This is a genomic window from Paenibacillus sp. M2 (assembly GCF_046713495.1).
Classification (GTDB): Bacteria; Bacillota; Bacilli; order Paenibacillales; family Paenibacillaceae; genus Paenibacillus; species Paenibacillus amylolyticus_B.
Genome location: NZ_CP169648.1, coordinates 5,855,696 through 5,872,437 on the forward strand (window position 1 = coordinate 5,855,696; position 16,742 = coordinate 5,872,437).

The following is a 16,742-nucleotide window of genomic DNA, read 5'->3' on the forward strand; positions in this document are numbered from 1 at the left end:
CATCGATAAAAATTGCTGCACGTCATAAATTTTTACTTATTCTGGCTTCACGGCTTCAATACGCAGACGTTTGTAATCGGCATACAGAGCATCATCTTTCCAAAGGTGAGGCTTCACGATCTGACTGGTTTCCTTGCATATTTGTTGTATCTCTTCATGACTGAGACCTGCAAAATAGTCGCCTCCAAAATGAGCCAACCAGCCTACTATACCCTGCTCACCATCTGCCAGTCTGGTAGGACGGTCGTAGTGATATGCCTGTCTCACCACAAATCCACGTTGCTCTAAAATATGGCTATATTCTCCGATCGACGGAAAATACCAAGGATTACGTTCCGATGCACGAATGCCCGTGTTTCGCTCCATAACCTGCTCTAATGCATTCACAATGGTCTGCACGTTCCCTTTACCACCAAATTCTGCGACAAAACGCCCTCCGGGCTTCAAAGATTTCCATATACTATCCACCACTAATCGCGGACTTCGCATCCAGTGCAGGGCTGCATTGGAGAAAACGGCATCATACAGTCTTTTCGCCTCAAACTGATGACCGTCTCCTTCCACGAACTCAAGTTCAGGGAATTTCTCCCTCGCACGGCGAATCATGTCTGGCGATGCGTCCATGCCAATAACTTCAGCTTCGGTCAGAGAAATTTCATGCGTCAAATCCCCCGTCCCGCAACCCAGATCAAGGATGTATTCCCCTTTTTGGGGTTGAAGCCACGAGATCAGATTTTTGCCATATCCCGACACAAAAGCCAGTTTGTTATCATATTCGTCTGCTTGCCATTGATTTAATGATTTCATGGATACCACCGTCGCTTTCGTTATTGATATCCTCATTGTGGCATAGAATTGTTTATTCTTTAAATATATAGATTCTATATTGTTTATAGGTATAACCAATAGAACACTTCCTCTGAACGCAAAAACTTCCCGAAGGAAGCTTCTTTTAATACGTCCCAGGAGGGATACTCTCCTTCCAGTCGAGACTGCGATGTAGTGCTAACGAAGCAGATGCTCCGACGAACCATTGGGGTTCTCTTCCCCTGAACGCAAAAAAAAACTTCCCGAAGGAAGTTTTCTTTTTTTACGTCCCAGGAGGGATACTCTCCTTCCAGTCGAGACTGCGATGTAGTGCTAACGAAGCAGATGCTCCGACGAACCATTGGGGTTCTCTTCCCTTGAACGCAAAAAAAACTTCCCGAAGGAAGTTTTCTTTTTTTACGTCCCAGGAGGGATTCGAACCCCCGACCGACGCCTTAGAAGGGCGTTGCTCTATCCAGCTGAGCTACTGAGACAAATATGTATAATAAATTTTCGGCGCGGTTCTTATTATACTCTGATTTCTATATTTTTCAATAGTTTTATAAAAAAATTAATAATTATACTTCAACACCGGTTCAAACATGTACTTTACCGTATTATTCTCATACTCCAGCCCCTTTGAGAATATGATAGCTTGAACCAGGTTATATTGAGGAGATTGGGACATTTAGAGTAAGATTAACATCAGACATTTTCAATGTCAGAATTGCTGGGTAATCTTTTGCATACATACATTTCAATGATCCATTGAAGGAGAGAATCGTCATGAGACAGCTTTTATCAGCCCTATCCTATTTCAGTATTTTCTTTGCCCCGTTCCTGTTTCCGATCATTATATGGATTGTTGCCAAGGATGATTACATTGAGGGACATGCAAAACGCGCCTTATTCTCACATGTATTCCCCTTTCTCGCCGCCATTCCGTTATTTTATTTCTTCGTAACTGCGCATAGTCTGGGTTCCGCCGTCGGGTTTGTCATTCTATTCTTTGTGATCTACGGATTAAGCTTTGTGTACAATGTGGTTAAAGGGATTCAAGTACTGCGCGAGTATGCTTGATCACATCTCCACCTGATTTGACCATCGCATAACAAAACCCGCCGTTCAACAACGGCGGGTTTTTCCAGTTACAGATACAGTCAGAACAACCGGCAACAGCAACAGGTCACATCTACATATAGCTCAACATTGAACTCTATCCCGCTAACACCACATGTATTGCTGGAGCGTTACCTGTTAAGCCTGCCCGATCAGATAACGTTGAAGTGTTGGACCAAGCAAACCAAAGGAAAACAACTCACTTTGAAACCGAGCTTTATCTTCTTCTACTGTCATACCTTCGCTGTTCTCAAATGCGGCTTCTGTCGCCTCTTCAAACGCAGTATGCATATTATTGTTATACCAGTCGATCGCCGAATCGGAGTGATTGCGTACAATCCGAACAACTTCCAGCGAATTTCCGGGCTGGGTTGAAGCCACGTATACAAGTAACGACGGATCTCCGGCATTTCCAGGCTGCACTTCAACCTCTGCACAAGACAATCCATCCACCTCGGTTAATCTGCGTATTTTGGCATCTTGAATGACATACATTCGTTATCGCGCTCCTTTTCCTTTGTGCTTATCATGTACTTTGTTCAATCTGGTATCGTGTCTCTGGTGTGCCCAATCGGTAGATCTCTCGATACACCTGTTGTAATACCGTTTCATACGCTCGGTTTACGGACTCCTCCGGTGTATCTGGCCATGGGAATACCATGCCAGGAAAGGCTTCTTCCTCCTTTTCCTGCATGAGGCTCAGCAGTCCCAGTAATTGCTCCGCTTCCTGCGGCGTTGCCTGAATGATCCATTCATACGATGTTACCGACGGATCCGGAATAACGGAGCGGCCCATGACAGACACATAATACTTCATACTGTCCATTGCATGTTCTCTCCTTCACAGGCATGTTGAGGCCGTTGTCCCTAGAACTAGTTTCCGAAGAGGACAGACATTTTATGCCTGCTTTCGGCATATATTTGTTACGACCTCTGACGAAAAGACAACATTTGCTGGTTGCCAGTAACTAAGCAGCCATACGGATGAATGACTCGACCAAGAAAGGATGAACAAACCATGTGCGGTATTACCGGCTTCATACAGTGGAATCGGGATTTGACCCAGGAATCAGAGCTGCTGGTCCGTATGACGGATAGCTTGTCGAACCGGGGGCCCGACGCTTCAGGTACATGGATCTCCAATCCTTGTGCCTTTGGACATCGGCGTCTTAGTGTAATGGACCCCGAGAACGGCGCACAGCCCATGCATGCGTTACAGGGAGATACCTCCTATACCGTCGTGTATAACGGAGAACTATACAATGCACCCGAGTTGAAAAAGGAATTGCTCCAGCGGGGGCATCAGTTCCGCACGCAATGTGATACGGAAGTGTTGCTCGCCTCTTATATTGAGTGGGGACCGGCATGTGTTGACCGGTTTAACGGTATTTTTGCTTTTGCCATATGGGATGGGGGACGCGAACAGGTTTTTATCGCACGAGATCGCCTTGGCGTTAAACCTCTTTTCTACAGTAATAACAAAGACACACTCGTATTTGGTTCAGAGCCCAAAGCTCTGCTCATTCACCCGGATGTGGAAGCCGCTGTTGGCCCGGAAGGATTGGCCGAAGTGTTTATCGTAGGGCCTGCACGGACACCAGGACACGGCGTATACTCTTCACTGAGCGAACTCAAGCCTGCTCACGCGCTGATCTATAACCGAAACGGGATCCGAACCTATGCCTATTGGAAACTGGAAAGCCAGAACCACGAACATAACCTGGAAGAGACGGCAGCCGAGGTACGCTCTCTCTTGCAAGATACACTGGAGCGCCAGTTGGCTTCGGATGTTCCGGTATGCTCTCTTTTATCAGGAGGACTGGACTCCAGCGCCTTGTCTGCATTAGCCGTGGATTATTACAATCGGACCGGGCAAGGCCAAATCAGTACGTATTCTGTCGATTATGTGGATAACGCCAAGCATTTCCAGGCGCATTCCTTTCAGCCGGGTGCAGATGGACCCTGGATTAAGCGAATGGTGGATGAACTCAAGACCGATCATCACTGGATTGAGATTGAGAACGGAGAACTGGTTCATGCACTAACACAGGCCATGTTAGTAAGGGATCTGCCAGGTATGGCGGATGTAGATTCCTCGCTCTATTTGTTCTGTAAAGAAATTAAAAAAGGGGCCACCGTTGCCATCTCAGGCGAAGCAGCGGATGAAGTATTTGGCGGCTACCCCTGGTTCCATCGAGAAGATATGCTGAACTCCGGTACGTTTCCGTGGTCTGTAGCGCCTGATATGCGAGCAGCGTTGTTATCCCCGGATATTCGGGAATGGATTCGGCCACTCGATTATTTGGCAGACCGCTATTCGGATGCAGTGGCTGAAGTGCCTCTGTTGGATGGGGAAACAGGTAAAGCTGCACAAATGCGGGTGATGTCCTACCTAAACATTACCCGTTTCATGCCTACACTTCTGGATCGCAAAGACCGGATGAGCATGGGGGCAGGACTGGAAGTGCGGGTACCTTACTGTGACCATCGTCTGATCCAGTATGTGTTTAACATCCCTTGGGAAATGAAAATAACCGGCGGGCGGGAAAAAGGTATTCTGCGTAAAGCACTCGAAGGTGTCCTGCCTGACGATGTGTTATATCGCAAAAAGAGTCCGTACCCGAAAACACATAATCCGCAATATCTGGCCGCGGTCAAACAACAGGTACTTGATATCCTGGATGATCCCACATCACCTATTTTGCCTTTGATTGACAAAGCTCAGATCCGGAATCTTGCGTCTTCACCAGATGCAGCTTCCAATCTCCCCTGGTTCGGACAGTTGATGTCGGGTCCCCAGTTATTTGCTTATCTGACTCAGATCAATACCTGGTTGCGGACATATAAAGTCGCTATTCGTTAAGATCATGTATGCATTGATTCAGCATGATGAATTATTTAAGGGTGCCCAAACACTAACTACTGTGTTTGGACACCCTTTTATTACTTTTTTATAAGAATCTCTGTACGTATGCGCTCATTCTTATCCACATTCCACTCATCTCATTTTATTGCACTTTGAAACGACTGACGGTCTGTTGCAACTGTTCTGCCATCAAGGAGAGATCAGTGGCTGCGGAAGCGATCTCCTGCATCGCAGACAACTGCTCCTCTGAAGATGCACTCACTTCTTCTGTTCCGGCGGCCCCCGTTTCGGTCACTTCCATGATTGTTTTCATAGACCTATTAATCTGTTCTACACCTGTTGACATTTGCTCAATTGAAGCAGAGACTTCCTGTGTTTGCCCCGCTACGCTTCCAACCGCCTCACGAATTTCATCAAATGTGGCTCCCGCTTGGTGAACAAGTGCAATCCCCTCTTGAACCTCTGCGGATACAGCCACCATAGATTCAGCAGCATTTCGCATTCCCTTCTCAATCGATGCCACCAACGGAACAATTTGATTAGCAGAAAGCGCAGACTGCTCAGACAGCTTCCGAACCTCTGTAGCAACAACCTGAAACCCTCTTCCCTGTTCGCCAGCTCGTGCAGCCTCAATAGCGGCATTAAGGGATAGGAGATTCGTCTGTGCTGATATTTCCGAGATGCTGTCCACCATTTTCACAATATCCTGAGAGTGCCTGCTCAGTTCCTGGATCACGACCGACAGATTCGACACCGTCCCTTGTATAGAATTCATTTGACCTATCGCAGACTGAACTGACTCGCTACCCGATATTGTTTTTACGGAGACTTTGGTAGCTTCTTCAGACATATGGAGTGTGTTCTCCGTAACTTGTTGAAAGCCTGTCGTCAACTCATTCATCGTCTGGAATCCATCACTCGCCATTCGAACCTGTGTATCCATACCTGTTGCAATCTCACCCATTGTGATGGCCACTTGCTCTGTGGCGGTTGCTGTCTGTTCGGTGCTTGCCGTCAACTCCTCTGAAGAGGCAGCTACCCGTTCTGCACTGTCTCCTACCTGATGAATGAGTGTACGCAAATTGGCAGACATGATATTAAAGGCTTGGGCGAGATCACCAATCTCATCCTTGTTACGGACCACAATAGGCTCACCAGTCAGATCTCCGGCTGCAATCCGGCTCGCGGATTGGGCAACAGCAGCAACAGGCAAGGATATCATTCTGCCAATGACATACGCCACAAGTGCCCCGATGAGAAGAGAAGCCACTCCAATAATTGCAATCCACCTAAGGACTTGCACAATCTGAAGATTAGCCTCCACAACGCCTGAGTTCATGGCATCTTGTTGATGCGTTTCCATGCCTTCCACAATGCCTTCAAATTCAGAGATCAAACTTGGGGCTGTGTCCTTCAGTAATCTTGAGATTTCACTGTTATTCCCCTGTCTTGTCAATGTCATAATCTGCTGCGCAAGTTCATAATATCGGCTCATCGCTTCATCTGAGCGTGAAAGGTAATCTTTCATCTTTGAACTTGAAACTGTTGATTTTAATTCTTCATTTAACGCTATGTAATCTTCATAAGCTTTATTAAATGCCTGTTCGTTCTCTGCACTGTCTTCCAAAATATAATTTCTCAAAGCAATCTGCTGTGATTTAAGATCAATCGACATATTTTTAATGAGCAATAGTTTGCTTGTTCTATCACTAATTAATTCTGTATACGTTTTCTCAACGGCTATAAACTGCGTATATGTTATAACCGTTATAGCCACCAATAATAACAGCACAGATGAGAAACCCATAAGTAATTTACGGCTAATTGAGATTTTTTTCATGTGTACTCCCCCGAAAGTTCAGATAACGTGCATGATGCTTCCTACATCCACCCTCCTTTTAATTTAATTAAGACTTTAGACCCAATTAAAAATATAATTCGTGATTATATGTACAAATACTATTCATAACAGGGTCTTTTTTCCTATTCATACTAACCCAAAAAATATGAAATTTGAATCATAAACTTAAAATATTATTTTTCGAAATTGTCAAGTCCCTTTTAAAAATGTACACAAACACTAACTCTAGTCCGGTAAAACAAAAAAACACCTTCCAGTAGGCAAGTCCAAACCAAAGGTCTGATCTTGCCTATACTAAAAGATGCGTTTGAAGTTACGCTGATATGTGGTTTAGAAACAAATAAACATAATCCAGCTCCCCAGTGGAATAGCTAAATATGAAATGCCGGTCAACGAATCAATACCGGATTGCGTTCAAGCAGCCCGCTGCCAAACGTTTCTCTGAACGGGGAATCCTCCATATGGATATAACCGATGTAACAGCCACATTTTTTCATACGACAAGGCCGATCCGCGGCCAAAGCCTGCAGACCATCGCGATACAGATGTCCAATGATTCGACGATCCTTGTAACACCGCTTCACATGCCCTGACCCTTGTACATAAAATACTTCGGAACCGGCAGCACAACGTTTGCCCAAGCTCTCATAATCCTGCAGATTTCCTTCAAAAAGCGGATCAAGCCCACGTAAAAATTGAACCTCTTCCGGCGTGTAATACTTGGGCCGATCTTTGAAGGCATTTACCCACATATACACATCATCCGGCAAAGCCTGTCTCATGGACTCGATTGCGGGGAAAGCACTACGGAGTCCGACAGTACCGACACTAAAAGCAAGTCCCATCTGACGCAAGGTCAGACATTGTTTTACAAAAGAAGCCTCTTTTGTCTCACGAGGATGATACGTCGCCCAAAAGGCTGCTTTATTCGCATCCAGCTCTCTCGCCCAATCCAGTTTGACGGACAGGTTGGTTTGAATTGCAACTTTATCCACATGTGGCATATGTGACAGCTCAACCATCGCTTCCCGGTACCAACGACGCACCAAAGCTTCACCGTAGGGATTGAAGAATAACGAAAATTGATGCCCGGCACGCTCTTGCTCCCTGACCCAATTCACAAATTGACGCAATTGTTGTTCATCCACTTCCAACGTCTCTTTGGAATCCACGGTTTTGCTAAAAGGGCAGTATGGACAGTCGTAATTACAGGAAGACAACTTCCCCCGATAATACAAAGTCGCTCTCATGAGAAAACAAACCCTTCCATCTGTTCACGAATTTCGGCAGATATAAGCCAATCTCCAATCGCATCGGAGTAACCTAGTCCTTCTTCTGTCAGACGCAGCACCTGCTTGTCCTCATCGCTCTCCAACTCCGCCACGCCCTCTGTCAACAGTTCAGCCAACCAGACATAGTCGGACATCACATCGGTACCAAAGCGCTGTTGGTAGTCAGACAACATCAATCCCTCCCGATGCAGCAAGGCTTTCAGAATAAAGCGGCGTCTCTGTTCCTCACGGCTTAACACGATACCATAATCCGCCACATCGTAGCGCTCAGTCGCCACATAATCGGCAATGATGCTCTGTGTGGCCTTGTAACTCACGCCGTATTTGGATGCATAGTGTACTTCACTCGTATAAGAGCGTGCACCACATCCCAGACCAACCATGCCCTCCTCCTGACAGCTATAAGGCAAGAGCACTTTGGAGGACGACTGTTCCTTGGCAAATCTGCGCATCGAATATTGCACATAACCTTTGCTTTTCAATGTCTCACGTGCAGCTATATACAGCTCCATCCGAATGTCAGGTCCCTGACGGCGAATATCTTCAGGCTTCACGATTGTATTTTCCCGTGTGTACAAGGGATAGATAAAGATCTCGCCCGGTTCATAGGCCAGAACTCTTTCCAATGAATAGATCCACGATTCCACCGTTTGACTCGGCAAACCATAGATCAGATCCAGATTTAACAATGGGAAATCATACCTAGTAAGCTTCTCAAGCGCTAGTTCAACTTCCTGCGGTTTTTGTGGACGATAGATGGCAGATGCTTCAGTTTCAATGAAACTCTGGATACCCATACTAATACGATCCACACTTCGCTCCTTCATAATGGCCAGCTTGGCGTCCGTAACGGTATCCGGCGACGTTTCCACCGAAATCGATGCTTGCGAAGGGTCTAGTCCCATCACATGTTCGGCAATATCAAACAGACGATTCAACTGAACCTCATTTAATAATGTAGGCGTTCCTCCACCAATCGCAAACCGGGAATACGGTCTTCGAGATGTAATGGGTGCCCACTGCTTCGCCTGACGTTCCAGCGCATCCACATAACGTTCATGCGTATCATCCCGTCGATCCGGCAGGGTGAACAGATTACAGAATCCGCAACGTGCAGCACAAAAGGGAATGTGCATATATAAAAAATATGTATCGGTATTTTCTCGTTCCCACATTGGCCCCAGCGGCAGTGGTGGGTCAAGCTCCCGATATGCGGTCTTGTGCGGGTATGAGTACAGATACGAACGATAAGGGAATTCGAGTACTTCACGAAGACCTGTAATCGTTGTATTGGATCCGGACTGATCGGAATGGCCTGTTGTCATGGGTTGAGAATGATTGTCCATCGGTCTCCTCCTGTCTCCGGTTGTTATCATCATCATAAGATTAACACGTTTAAGAGTAATACGTTCTATACTAAAAATTCACGGTATGGCACCGTCCAGACGACATCATGTGCAAGCCGGTGTCCTTGATACCCGTCTTCACCGTAAGCTGTACCATGATCGGAAAAAGCTAAACAAAAGGCAGGCCGAGAACGTTTCCTTATCGCCTCGAACAATGGCCCAAGTGCCTCATCTACATATCGAAGTGCAGCCCGCTGAGTCTCCACAGAGTCCTCCTTGGCACCTTCTACAAAGTATTTATTGGGACCATGAATGGCCGACACGTTCAAAAACATAAATATCTTTTCATCCGGCGGCGTCTGTTCAAGCAGCTTCAATGCATGCTGTACCTGATGTTCTGTCGATTTGGGGTTGGTTACCCCAAAGTTCATTCGCCAATAGCTGTGTTGGAAATAACCGGGCAATACTTTCGCAAGCGGGTTTTTTTTCGTAAAAAAAATGACGCCACCAATACAGATGGTACGGTAACCTTCAGCTGCGAACCCGGATACGATATCCGGTGTATCAAACAGCCAGGTATGCGGATGTGTCTTGAGTCCGGTATTCCGGGAATGGAACAATCTTACATGAGATGCCTTATCCGTATTGGCAGGAGTGGGCATAAAACCACCAAAAAAGGCGTGGTGCGCTGCATATGTAAAACTACCCGGGGTATGACGCTTCTCCCATGGACCCGAACCACACAGATTGGGACAATTCGCCTCTTCCAGCTTGGCTACGTCATATCGTAACGTATCCAGCGTAATCATCAATAGATCATGGGAGCCCACAATGGTGTTCATATCAGGCATGTTGAATAGGCTCCTTTCGTAAAAGTTCCATCTCCCACTCATAGGTTCCTAGGCCATGATGCTCAACCCTATATAACAGATCTCCAAACGGATTCACATCCAGTACATAGGCATGCGGGTTCGAACCACTAGTAAGCATCACATCAATCCCGGCTGACCATGAGTTGGGAAATGCAGACATAGCTGCTTGCGCTGCCGTCCGAACCAGCGACATCCGGTGTTCATCCAGACCAGCTTCAGCAGGCAACATACGTTCATTGCGCAGATGCAGATTGGTTATAGGGGTACGACTAAGTCGCATAATCGAATGGCCTGCCTGTCCACCCGCAACCAGTTGGCGAATATCATAGGCCCGCTGATCAAGCGTGGCTTTGGGCATCCACCGTTCAATCTGTGCACCTTCTGCACATAACCAGTTCATCAGCGTAGCAATCTCTTCACCGCGGGTATACTTGCGTAGACGTCCTTCATTGAAGAAAATCGTCTTGCCCTGTATCTGTTCCATCCCCATCGTTGTTACAGCGATCTCATCACCCGTTCGGGGATTGACTTGATAGGCTACAACTCCTGAAGCCCCGGAGCCACTTGCGAGCTTTACAAATACACGGTTCATACCGGCATATTGCATAGCTGTACGCAAGTCGGTGTAACTTCGAATCGGCTGTGAAGACTGGAGCGTAGGAGGTACCTGAACCCCATGAGAAGATAGATGCTGCTGACATGTTCTCTTGTCAAACATCAATTGGATATCGGCGGGATCATTCAAGAATCGGACTTCAGGCCATATTTTCCGAGACTCACGGCCGATTCGATCCAGACATGCTTTCCAGCCACGGAACCACTGGGCAGGAGCGTATATTCTTCCCCACTGCTGTTCCAGCGCGAGTGCCTGTTCTGCGGAAAATGCTTCTGCTCCCATTTCACCCGTTAATGTTGACGGTGACGTATCGTTCATAGCTCCAAGGAACAGTAGCTCACATTCCACTTTCCAATCCTCTCCAGGAGCATCTATTCGAATCAGGGGTACGGGCAGATTGGAATCTACTGTATCAGCGATGGTTCGTCCGTGCCTCCAATTCTGGAGCAATTGAGCATAGGGCAGTACAACCGCAGGTTTCAAACCCAATCTATGCCTAGCCTCTTGCAGCCCCTGTGTTCGTCGGTTATCAGGGTTTCCGATCAATAAAAAGGGCTGATCTTGCGTTAAATCAGGTACATCTATTGGTTGATGCAGATTCTCATTCATTTCCTTTACGCCTGACATCGACTATTCTGTTAACGATGGATAGCGCCAGTCATCCTCATCACTCTGTTGCTGGTCGCTAACATCTACAGATATACCGGATTGGTTCCAGCGACTGATCATTTCATTGGTCATGTAATGGTAACTTAGATCAAGATGTTTCAGTTTCTTGATCTTGTCACTGGCAAGCAACACCTCGGCCCCTTCATCGGACAACGTCCCTTGCGATAGATCCAGTACTTCAAGTTGATCCAGAATAGGTGCTTCAGCTGCTGCTTTTGCAATCTCATCCTGAATTTCACTGTCTTTCAGACCCAAGTAAACCAGCTTTGGAAATAATCCTTTTTCTAGCAAAGGGAGTACATCTTCAAGTGATCCATTGAAACCATAATTATCCACACCCAGGTACAGTTCCAGTTTACGCAATTCAGGCAACTTGGCATGGGTGATTGAAGATAACACTTCTTTCGGCAGACCACCACAAATAATAATCAATTCTTCAAGCTTGGCATGCTGGAGTGGTTCCAGACTGAGGCCGCTACTGCCCATTACAGAGAATGATTTTAATTCTGGAAAGGCACCTAACAGCGGTGTGAGATTGGTCTGGATAATCCACGATACTTCACATTCTTCGAATCCCATATCTCCAATAAACAGTTTCTTCAATGACGGAAAACTTGGAGCCGACTCGACGAGCGTACTCATGAACTCATCAGGCGAATTTTCATAAGCCTGTCCCCAATCTCCGATGACCAGACTTTCCAATGAGCTGGCCTCCGGTTTAGCTGCCAGTTCCTTAATTAACTTTTCCATACGAATGCCGTCCTCATAATCATCGTAAGATACAACAAGCTTCACTTCTTGCATGAGTAGATCCCTCCGTTTAAGGTTCATATGTGATTCGTTAGTTTGAATGTTAACCCATACCACACAAGGCTTGCAACTTCTTCCAACTCCAGTCCCAATGAGATTCCCAATCGTGCAACGTAAACTAATTTTTATGTAGGTATAAGAACATGTGTTCTGATGTGTAGTCGCAGAAATAGCTAACTTCAATTAGGTATATGGATGGACTATCACCAAACCCGATCAAATACTTTATTTCATACAAAAAGCGTTAATGGCGGATGAACCATCCCATCGGAATGCTTCTCTCCTTCCATTAACGCTTTGATGTTCACGTATCATGAAGTTAAATCAAGAAATCAAGATGTTTTGTTTATTCTTAGCCTTCAAGTCTGGATACAAGCGCTCTCAGCGCATGACCACGGTGGCTAATCGCCTGCTTTTGCTCCAGCGTCAGCTCTGCCATTGTCATTTCGTATTCAGGTACATAGAACAGTGGGTCATATCCAAAACCGCCAGCACCCGCAGCTTCAGCTGTAATCCAGCCTTCCGCAGTGCCTTCCGATTCATATTTATCACCTGTTGTCGGGTCGTACAGTACCAATGCGCAGACGAATCGAGCCGGACTTAAGAGCGGCTGCTCGGTGTCCTCACCGGATTTCAACGATTCCAGCGTCTCCAGCAACTTCGCATTGTTCTGTGCATCCGTTGCTCCTTCGCCTGCATATCTCGCTGAATAAACTCCGGGCTCCCCGTCCAACAGATCTACGCAGAGTCCAGAATCGTCTGCCAGTACGGGCAAACCAAGCGCGTCGCCTACTGCCTTGGCTTTCTTCCAGGCATTTTCCGCAAACGTTACGCCATCTTCCACCACATCCGGCAGCTCCGGATAGTCAAACATGCTCTTGACCTCTTTGCCAAGCGGTGCGAAAGCATGAGCGAATTCACGGACTTTACCCGCATTGCGGGTAGCAACAATGAGGATTGGGCTGTCCAAACTCATCTTACGCTTCCCCTAATCCACGCGCGCCAATCTTGAGCGCAATCGGGCCGAGCACTTCTTTTTGACGCTCGATCATCTCCAGAATTCCCTGCTCACCAAGTTCCAACATCGCGTTTAGCTCCCGGCGATCAAATGGAGCTTCCTCACCTGTTCCCTGAAGCTCGACGTATTTACCGCCGCCTGTCATCACCAGGTTCATGTCTACCTTGGCTTTGGAATCTTCATCATAGTTCAAATCCAGTACAGGCTGTTCACCCACAACGCCCACACTTACTGCGGCAATGAAATCCGTAATCGGGAACACTTGCAGTTTGTGCTGTTGAGAGATCTTGTTCACGGCAAGCGCCAGCGCTACAAACGCACCGGTAATGGACGTTGTGCGTGTGCCTCCGTCAGCTTGAATAACATCACAATCCAGCGTAATCGTACGCTCACCAAGAGCCTGCAGATTAACTACCGAGCGCAGTGCCCGACCAATCAGACGCTGGATTTCCATGGTGCGTCCAGTTAATTTCCCGCGATTGGCTTCACGTTGGTTCCGAGTATGTGTTGCACGTGGCAACATGGAATATTCAGCTGTTACCCAGCCTTTTCCTTGCCCTTTCATAAAGGGAGGAACACGTTCCTCCACTGTAGCTGTACAGATCACCTTTGTATCTCCAACTTCAATCAGTACAGAGCCCTCGGCGTATTTATTCGTGTTCACTGTTAAATTCAGCGGGCGCAGCTGTTCGCTGGTTCGTCCGTTTGATCTCATATTTTCTGCCTCCTACGACTTAAGCATCCTGTAATGTTGAGCTTGTTAACATTTTTACGAATCCCTTATATTTTACCAAAGAGTTCGATTAAAAGCATCCTTAAGCATTCCTTGCTCATTAAATCGGAATTTCGTTGATATATTCAGGCTTGGAAACCGGCGCACTGTAATCCCGGTTGTCGTCACCCATGACCGTTTTTTGGCCATTCCATTCGATCTGCACTTTGGCATCCTTGCTGGCTGTGTTCTCCGCAGTAGTTAATACGACAGACTGTAACAGCTCGCTTGGCACAATATCCCCTTCGGCAAACATATCATCTTTCAAGGCAACCGTTACCGTGCCATCCTCTGCCGTTTTGACCGATTGCAGCTCTGTTCCGCCTGTCATGACCTCTTCCAATTCGCCACCTTTGTCAGGTCCCTTGATCAGTTCATTCAATGCTGCCTGCACCCGATCTTCACCAGGTGTAACCAGACGTGTCACCGGAACATAATATTGGATGCCTGCCGGCGAAGCAGCGGAGAAATAAACCGTTACCGGGCTGCTGTTCGTCACAAACGTTTCACCCAGATCCAGATTGATTCCCACAGCCCGATTCAGCGGTTCAGGCAACGGGGTGCTGTTCACCGGCATTTGCGTTAACTTTTTGCCATCTACCCAGATCTGCACATTCTCCACATCAGGCGTTCCCGTCAATGTCCACGTGACAGCTTCTAGCATTTTCCGTTCTTCCTTCGCATCATACTTGGCAAAATTACCCGAAAACTCAACAACCGCCAGCTTGTCATCCGCGTGAATCGTTACATTCTGCACAACCGTTCCCTGCGGGAGAACACCCTGGAATCCTTCAGGCAACATACCCGCATAGGCCCCGCCTGTGACAAGTGTATCCAGTGCTGTCTTTGGACTGCTGGCGTCTGTTCCAGAAGGAAGTGTCAGGGATACCGGAGCGAGCAGCCCCTGCTGGTCTTGCAGATATACCGTCGTTAACGGGAGCATTGCGAGTGCTCCATTCCCTTCGGCCGCTTGAATCATAGCTGCTTCCTGGATGGGCGGTGGTGGATCAACAGCTTCGGAAGACTGTGCTCCAAACATGCCGCAGCCTGACAATACCATAGGAATACTCAGCAGCGCTGCTGCCGATACCGTACGCAAAGACTGGATCTTTCTCATGATCACGTTCCCCCTCATCATTTTTACAGTTTGTACTACCATGTATACGAGCCTTTGTCCAAAAAATAACTAAAAGATAACAGCTTCGCTGAAAACTTATAAATTCTATGATCTTAAAGAAACGTAAAACAGGTTAATACGTATTAGGAAGCAAGAGTAGGGACATTGCTAACTTCAGAGGAGGAATCGCCCATGGAACATCCTGAGCAAGAAAAAATCCCTTACAGCCTGAATAGCCGCAAGGTGGCGGAGGCAACTAGGGAATGGCTGCATAAGCGGGGCGTCACGATCCCTGAGATCGCAGAACTGGTCATGTTATTGCAGCAAAAATATTATCCAGGTCTTACGATGGAAGAATGTATTGAAAATGTGGAGATGGTTCTCCGTAAACGTGAGGTACAGAACGCTGTTCTGACCGGGATTCAGCTCGATATTTTGGCAGAACAGGGGCAGCTCATATCTCCTTTGCAGGAGATGATTGAGAACGATGAAGGACTGTATGGCGTGGATGAGATTTTGGCATTCTCCATCGTCAATGTATATGGCAGCATTGGATTTACGAATTATGGTTATGTGGACAAGCTGAAACCAGGGGTGCTTGAACGTCTGAATGACAAGAGCCTGGGCCCTGTCCACACGTTCTTCGATGATATTGTCGGTGCGATTGCATCGGCAGCGAGCAGTCGGATCGCCCATCGCAAACAATCCGAGCTTGAAGAAGCACTGGGAGAAAAACCTGTCAGTGATGACACGGTATAATGCGTAACTCGTTTCATGTCTGATGCCATGTGGAACATTGAACATGTGTAAGGACGCTTCTTGAAATAACTGTTTAATAAAATAACTATTCATGGAAAAAGCGGCCTGATGGCCGCTTTTTTGCATGTGTAAGATACTTTTTGATGATCCACATGTTATTATTTCAGATGTTTAGGTCGTACTGTTCCCACCAAACCAAAATCTTCAACCCAATTCTGCTCGGTAGGTGAACCAGATGTAGCCCGTTTCGGTCCAATCGTGATTTCCGGGCCTTTGCGCTCTCGCAACATGCCACGCAGCACAGTGATGCCAACGATGCTGAGTCCGGTAAATACATACATCATCCGCATGATAATATTACCAGAATCTGTGCCCGTCACCATGCCGTGAACCAGCAGACCAATGAACACCGGATAGGACAACATGTGGAACATGAACCACCATTTACGGCCCAGCTTGTTCCGCAGATCACTGGATAACAGGACAATCACTAATCCGTAGAAGGCTAACGTTCCCAGACCACTGCCGATCGGATGCACGGAGGCGGTAAAAGGAATCAGAAGTTCGCCCCAGGTAAACGGGCTATAGTGATCAATATATAACGTTAATGCGTGCACGAGTCCAAGTCCGAAGGCGAGCCAGGTCGTTCGAGTATGCCATTTGAACATGTCTGCTTTTGGTTTGCCTTTGGCCATAGGCATCCCTTGCGCAATTCCCAGAAACACACCGGCAAAGAGCAGCACATAAGCAGCAATTCCACTAATTCGAATGATATTCCACGTCGGCAGGTAATCTACAATCCATTGTGCCATAACCGA

The 16,742-nt window shown here is 47.0% G+C and carries 16 protein-coding genes and 1 tRNA gene; 3 read left to right on the forward strand and 14 right to left on the reverse strand.

Features of this window, described 5'->3' with window-relative positions:
* Positions 1 to 36: 36 nt before the first annotated feature.
* Both ACETMN_RS26835 and ACETMN_RS26840 read right to left on the reverse strand, forming a co-directional pair.
* On the reverse strand, positions 37 to 807 hold the full coding sequence (locus tag ACETMN_RS26835; protein WP_411735366.1) for a class I SAM-dependent methyltransferase: 771 nt from the start codon (positions 805 to 807) through the stop codon (positions 37 to 39).
* A 420-nt stretch (positions 808 to 1,227) separates the two neighbouring features.
* Positions 1,228 to 1,301: transfer RNA gene (locus ACETMN_RS26840), tRNA-Arg, on the reverse strand.
* A 292-nt stretch (positions 1,302 to 1,593) separates the two neighbouring features.
* On the opposite strand from ACETMN_RS26840, the gene ACETMN_RS26845 reads away from it, so the two are divergent.
* The gene (locus ACETMN_RS26845) at positions 1,594 to 1,887 is read left to right on the forward strand and encodes a DUF4870 domain-containing protein (protein ID WP_017692583.1); all 294 of its coding nucleotides are present in this window, start codon (positions 1,594 to 1,596) and stop codon (positions 1,885 to 1,887) included.
* Between the two features lie 177 nt (positions 1,888 to 2,064).
* Here the strand turns inward: ACETMN_RS26845 and ACETMN_RS26850 are convergent, their stop codons facing one another.
* Complete coding sequence (locus ACETMN_RS26850; RefSeq protein ID WP_091011857.1) at positions 2,065 to 2,421, reverse strand: hypothetical protein; 357 nt, start codon at positions 2,419 to 2,421, stop codon at positions 2,065 to 2,067.
* A 31-nt stretch (positions 2,422 to 2,452) separates the two neighbouring features.
* Positions 2,453 to 2,752, reverse strand: coding sequence for a hypothetical protein (locus tag ACETMN_RS26855; protein WP_017692581.1), 300 nt, complete (start codon positions 2,750 to 2,752; stop codon positions 2,453 to 2,455).
* Positions 2,753 to 2,944: 192 nt separating this feature from the next.
* On the opposite strand from ACETMN_RS26855, the gene asnB reads away from it, so the two are divergent.
* Positions 2,945 to 4,789, forward strand: a complete 1,845-nt coding sequence (asnB, locus tag ACETMN_RS26860; RefSeq protein ID WP_091011855.1) for an asparagine synthase (glutamine-hydrolyzing) — start codon at positions 2,945 to 2,947, stop codon at positions 4,787 to 4,789.
* Between the two features lie 145 nt (positions 4,790 to 4,934).
* On the opposite strand, the gene ACETMN_RS26865 is transcribed toward asnB, so the two are convergent.
* The 9 genes from ACETMN_RS26865 to ACETMN_RS26905 all read right to left on the reverse strand — a co-directional run bounded on the left by ACETMN_RS26865 (position 4,935) and on the right by ACETMN_RS26905 (position 15,165).
* Entirely contained in the window at positions 4,935 to 6,632 is a 1,698-nt protein-coding gene (locus ACETMN_RS26865) for a methyl-accepting chemotaxis protein (RefSeq protein WP_411735367.1), read from the reverse strand.
* Positions 6,633 to 7,042: 410 nt separating this feature from the next.
* On the reverse strand, positions 7,043 to 7,903 hold the full coding sequence (locus tag ACETMN_RS26870; protein WP_210109908.1) for a radical SAM protein: 861 nt from the start codon (positions 7,901 to 7,903) through the stop codon (positions 7,043 to 7,045).
* Positions 7,900 to 9,291, reverse strand: a complete 1,392-nt coding sequence (locus ACETMN_RS26875) for an STM4012 family radical SAM protein (protein WP_411735368.1) — start codon at positions 9,289 to 9,291, stop codon at positions 7,900 to 7,902. Before ACETMN_RS26875 ends, ACETMN_RS26870 begins: the two co-directional genes overlap by 4 nt.
* A gap of 65 nt (positions 9,292 to 9,356) precedes the next feature.
* A complete protein-coding gene (locus ACETMN_RS26880) occupies positions 9,357 to 10,142 on the reverse strand; it encodes an STM4013/SEN3800 family hydrolase (protein ID WP_091011849.1) in 786 nt (261 codons plus the stop codon).
* Entirely contained in the window at positions 10,135 to 11,406 is a 1,272-nt protein-coding gene (locus tag ACETMN_RS26885; RefSeq protein WP_411735369.1) for an STM4014 family protein, read from the reverse strand. The genes ACETMN_RS26880 and ACETMN_RS26885 overlap by 8 nt, the downstream gene beginning before the upstream one ends.
* Before the next feature lie 3 nt (positions 11,407 to 11,409).
* On the reverse strand, positions 11,410 to 12,252 hold the full coding sequence (locus ACETMN_RS26890; protein WP_091011848.1) for an STM4015 family protein: 843 nt from the start codon (positions 12,250 to 12,252) through the stop codon (positions 11,410 to 11,412).
* A 358-nt stretch (positions 12,253 to 12,610) separates the two neighbouring features.
* Positions 12,611 to 13,234, reverse strand: a complete 624-nt coding sequence (locus ACETMN_RS26895; protein ID WP_091011846.1) for an XTP/dITP diphosphatase — start codon at positions 13,232 to 13,234, stop codon at positions 12,611 to 12,613.
* A gap of 1 nt (position 13,235) precedes the next feature.
* Positions 13,236 to 13,991, reverse strand: coding sequence for a ribonuclease PH (rph, locus tag ACETMN_RS26900; RefSeq protein ID WP_017692572.1), 756 nt, complete (start codon positions 13,989 to 13,991; stop codon positions 13,236 to 13,238).
* A gap of 118 nt (positions 13,992 to 14,109) precedes the next feature.
* Positions 14,110 to 15,165: a GerMN domain-containing protein gene (locus tag ACETMN_RS26905; protein WP_091011844.1), complete on the reverse strand. Its 1,056-nt coding sequence runs from the start codon at positions 15,163 to 15,165 to the stop codon at positions 14,110 to 14,112.
* A 192-nt stretch (positions 15,166 to 15,357) separates the two neighbouring features.
* Here ACETMN_RS26905 and ACETMN_RS26910 point away from each other — a divergent pair, with 192 nt between their 5' ends.
* Positions 15,358 to 15,924 (forward strand): phosphatidylglycerophosphatase A, encoded by a 567-nt coding sequence (locus tag ACETMN_RS26910; RefSeq protein ID WP_091011842.1) that lies wholly within the window; start codon positions 15,358 to 15,360, stop codon positions 15,922 to 15,924.
* Between the two features lie 158 nt (positions 15,925 to 16,082).
* Here ACETMN_RS26910 and ACETMN_RS26915 read toward each other — a convergent pair whose 3' ends face one another.
* Positions 16,083 to 16,736, reverse strand: a complete 654-nt coding sequence (locus ACETMN_RS26915) for a ferric reductase-like transmembrane domain-containing protein (RefSeq protein ID WP_411735370.1) — start codon at positions 16,734 to 16,736, stop codon at positions 16,083 to 16,085.
* Positions 16,737 to 16,742: the final 6 nt, after the last annotated feature.

Coding starts and splice junctions, on each gene's coding strand:
- ACETMN_RS26880 (WP_091011849.1), bottom strand. CDS start 10,142: ATGCCTGATATGAACACCATTGTGGGCTCCCATGATCTATTGATGATT.
- ACETMN_RS26855 (WP_017692581.1), bottom strand. CDS start 2,752: ATGGACAGTATGAAGTATTATGTGTCTGTCATGGGCCGCTCCGTTATT.
- ACETMN_RS26885 (WP_411735369.1), bottom strand. CDS start 11,406: ATGTCAGGCGTAAAGGAAATGAATGAGAATCTGCATCAACCAATAGAT.
- ACETMN_RS26890 (WP_091011848.1), bottom strand. CDS start 12,252: ATGCAAGAAGTGAAGCTTGTTGTATCTTACGATGATTATGAGGACGGC.
- ACETMN_RS26875 (WP_411735368.1), bottom strand. CDS start 9,291: ATGGACAATCATTCTCAACCCATGACAACAGGCCATTCCGATCAGTCC.
- ACETMN_RS26895 (WP_091011846.1), bottom strand. CDS start 13,234: ATGAGTTTGGACAGCCCAATCCTCATTGTTGCTACCCGCAATGCGGGT.
- rph (WP_017692572.1), bottom strand. CDS start 13,991: ATGAGATCAAACGGACGAACCAGCGAACAGCTGCGCCCGCTGAATTTA.
- ACETMN_RS26865 (WP_411735367.1), bottom strand. CDS start 6,632: ATGAAAAAAATCTCAATTAGCCGTAAATTACTTATGGGTTTCTCATCT.
- ACETMN_RS26845 (WP_017692583.1), top strand. CDS start 1,594: ATGAGACAGCTTTTATCAGCCCTATCCTATTTCAGTATTTTCTTTGCC.
- ACETMN_RS26850 (WP_091011857.1), bottom strand. CDS start 2,421: ATGTATGTCATTCAAGATGCCAAAATACGCAGATTAACCGAGGTGGAT.
- asnB (WP_091011855.1), top strand. CDS start 2,945: ATGTGCGGTATTACCGGCTTCATACAGTGGAATCGGGATTTGACCCAG.
- ACETMN_RS26835 (WP_411735366.1), bottom strand. CDS start 807: ATGAAATCATTAAATCAATGGCAAGCAGACGAATATGATAACAAACTG.
- ACETMN_RS26910 (WP_091011842.1), top strand. CDS start 15,358: ATGGAACATCCTGAGCAAGAAAAAATCCCTTACAGCCTGAATAGCCGC.
- ACETMN_RS26915 (WP_411735370.1), bottom strand. CDS start 16,736: ATGGCACAATGGATTGTAGATTACCTGCCGACGTGGAATATCATTCGA.
- ACETMN_RS26905 (WP_091011844.1), bottom strand. CDS start 15,165: ATGAGAAAGATCCAGTCTTTGCGTACGGTATCGGCAGCAGCGCTGCTG.
- ACETMN_RS26870 (WP_210109908.1), bottom strand. CDS start 7,903: ATGAGAGCGACTTTGTATTATCGGGGGAAGTTGTCTTCCTGTAATTAC.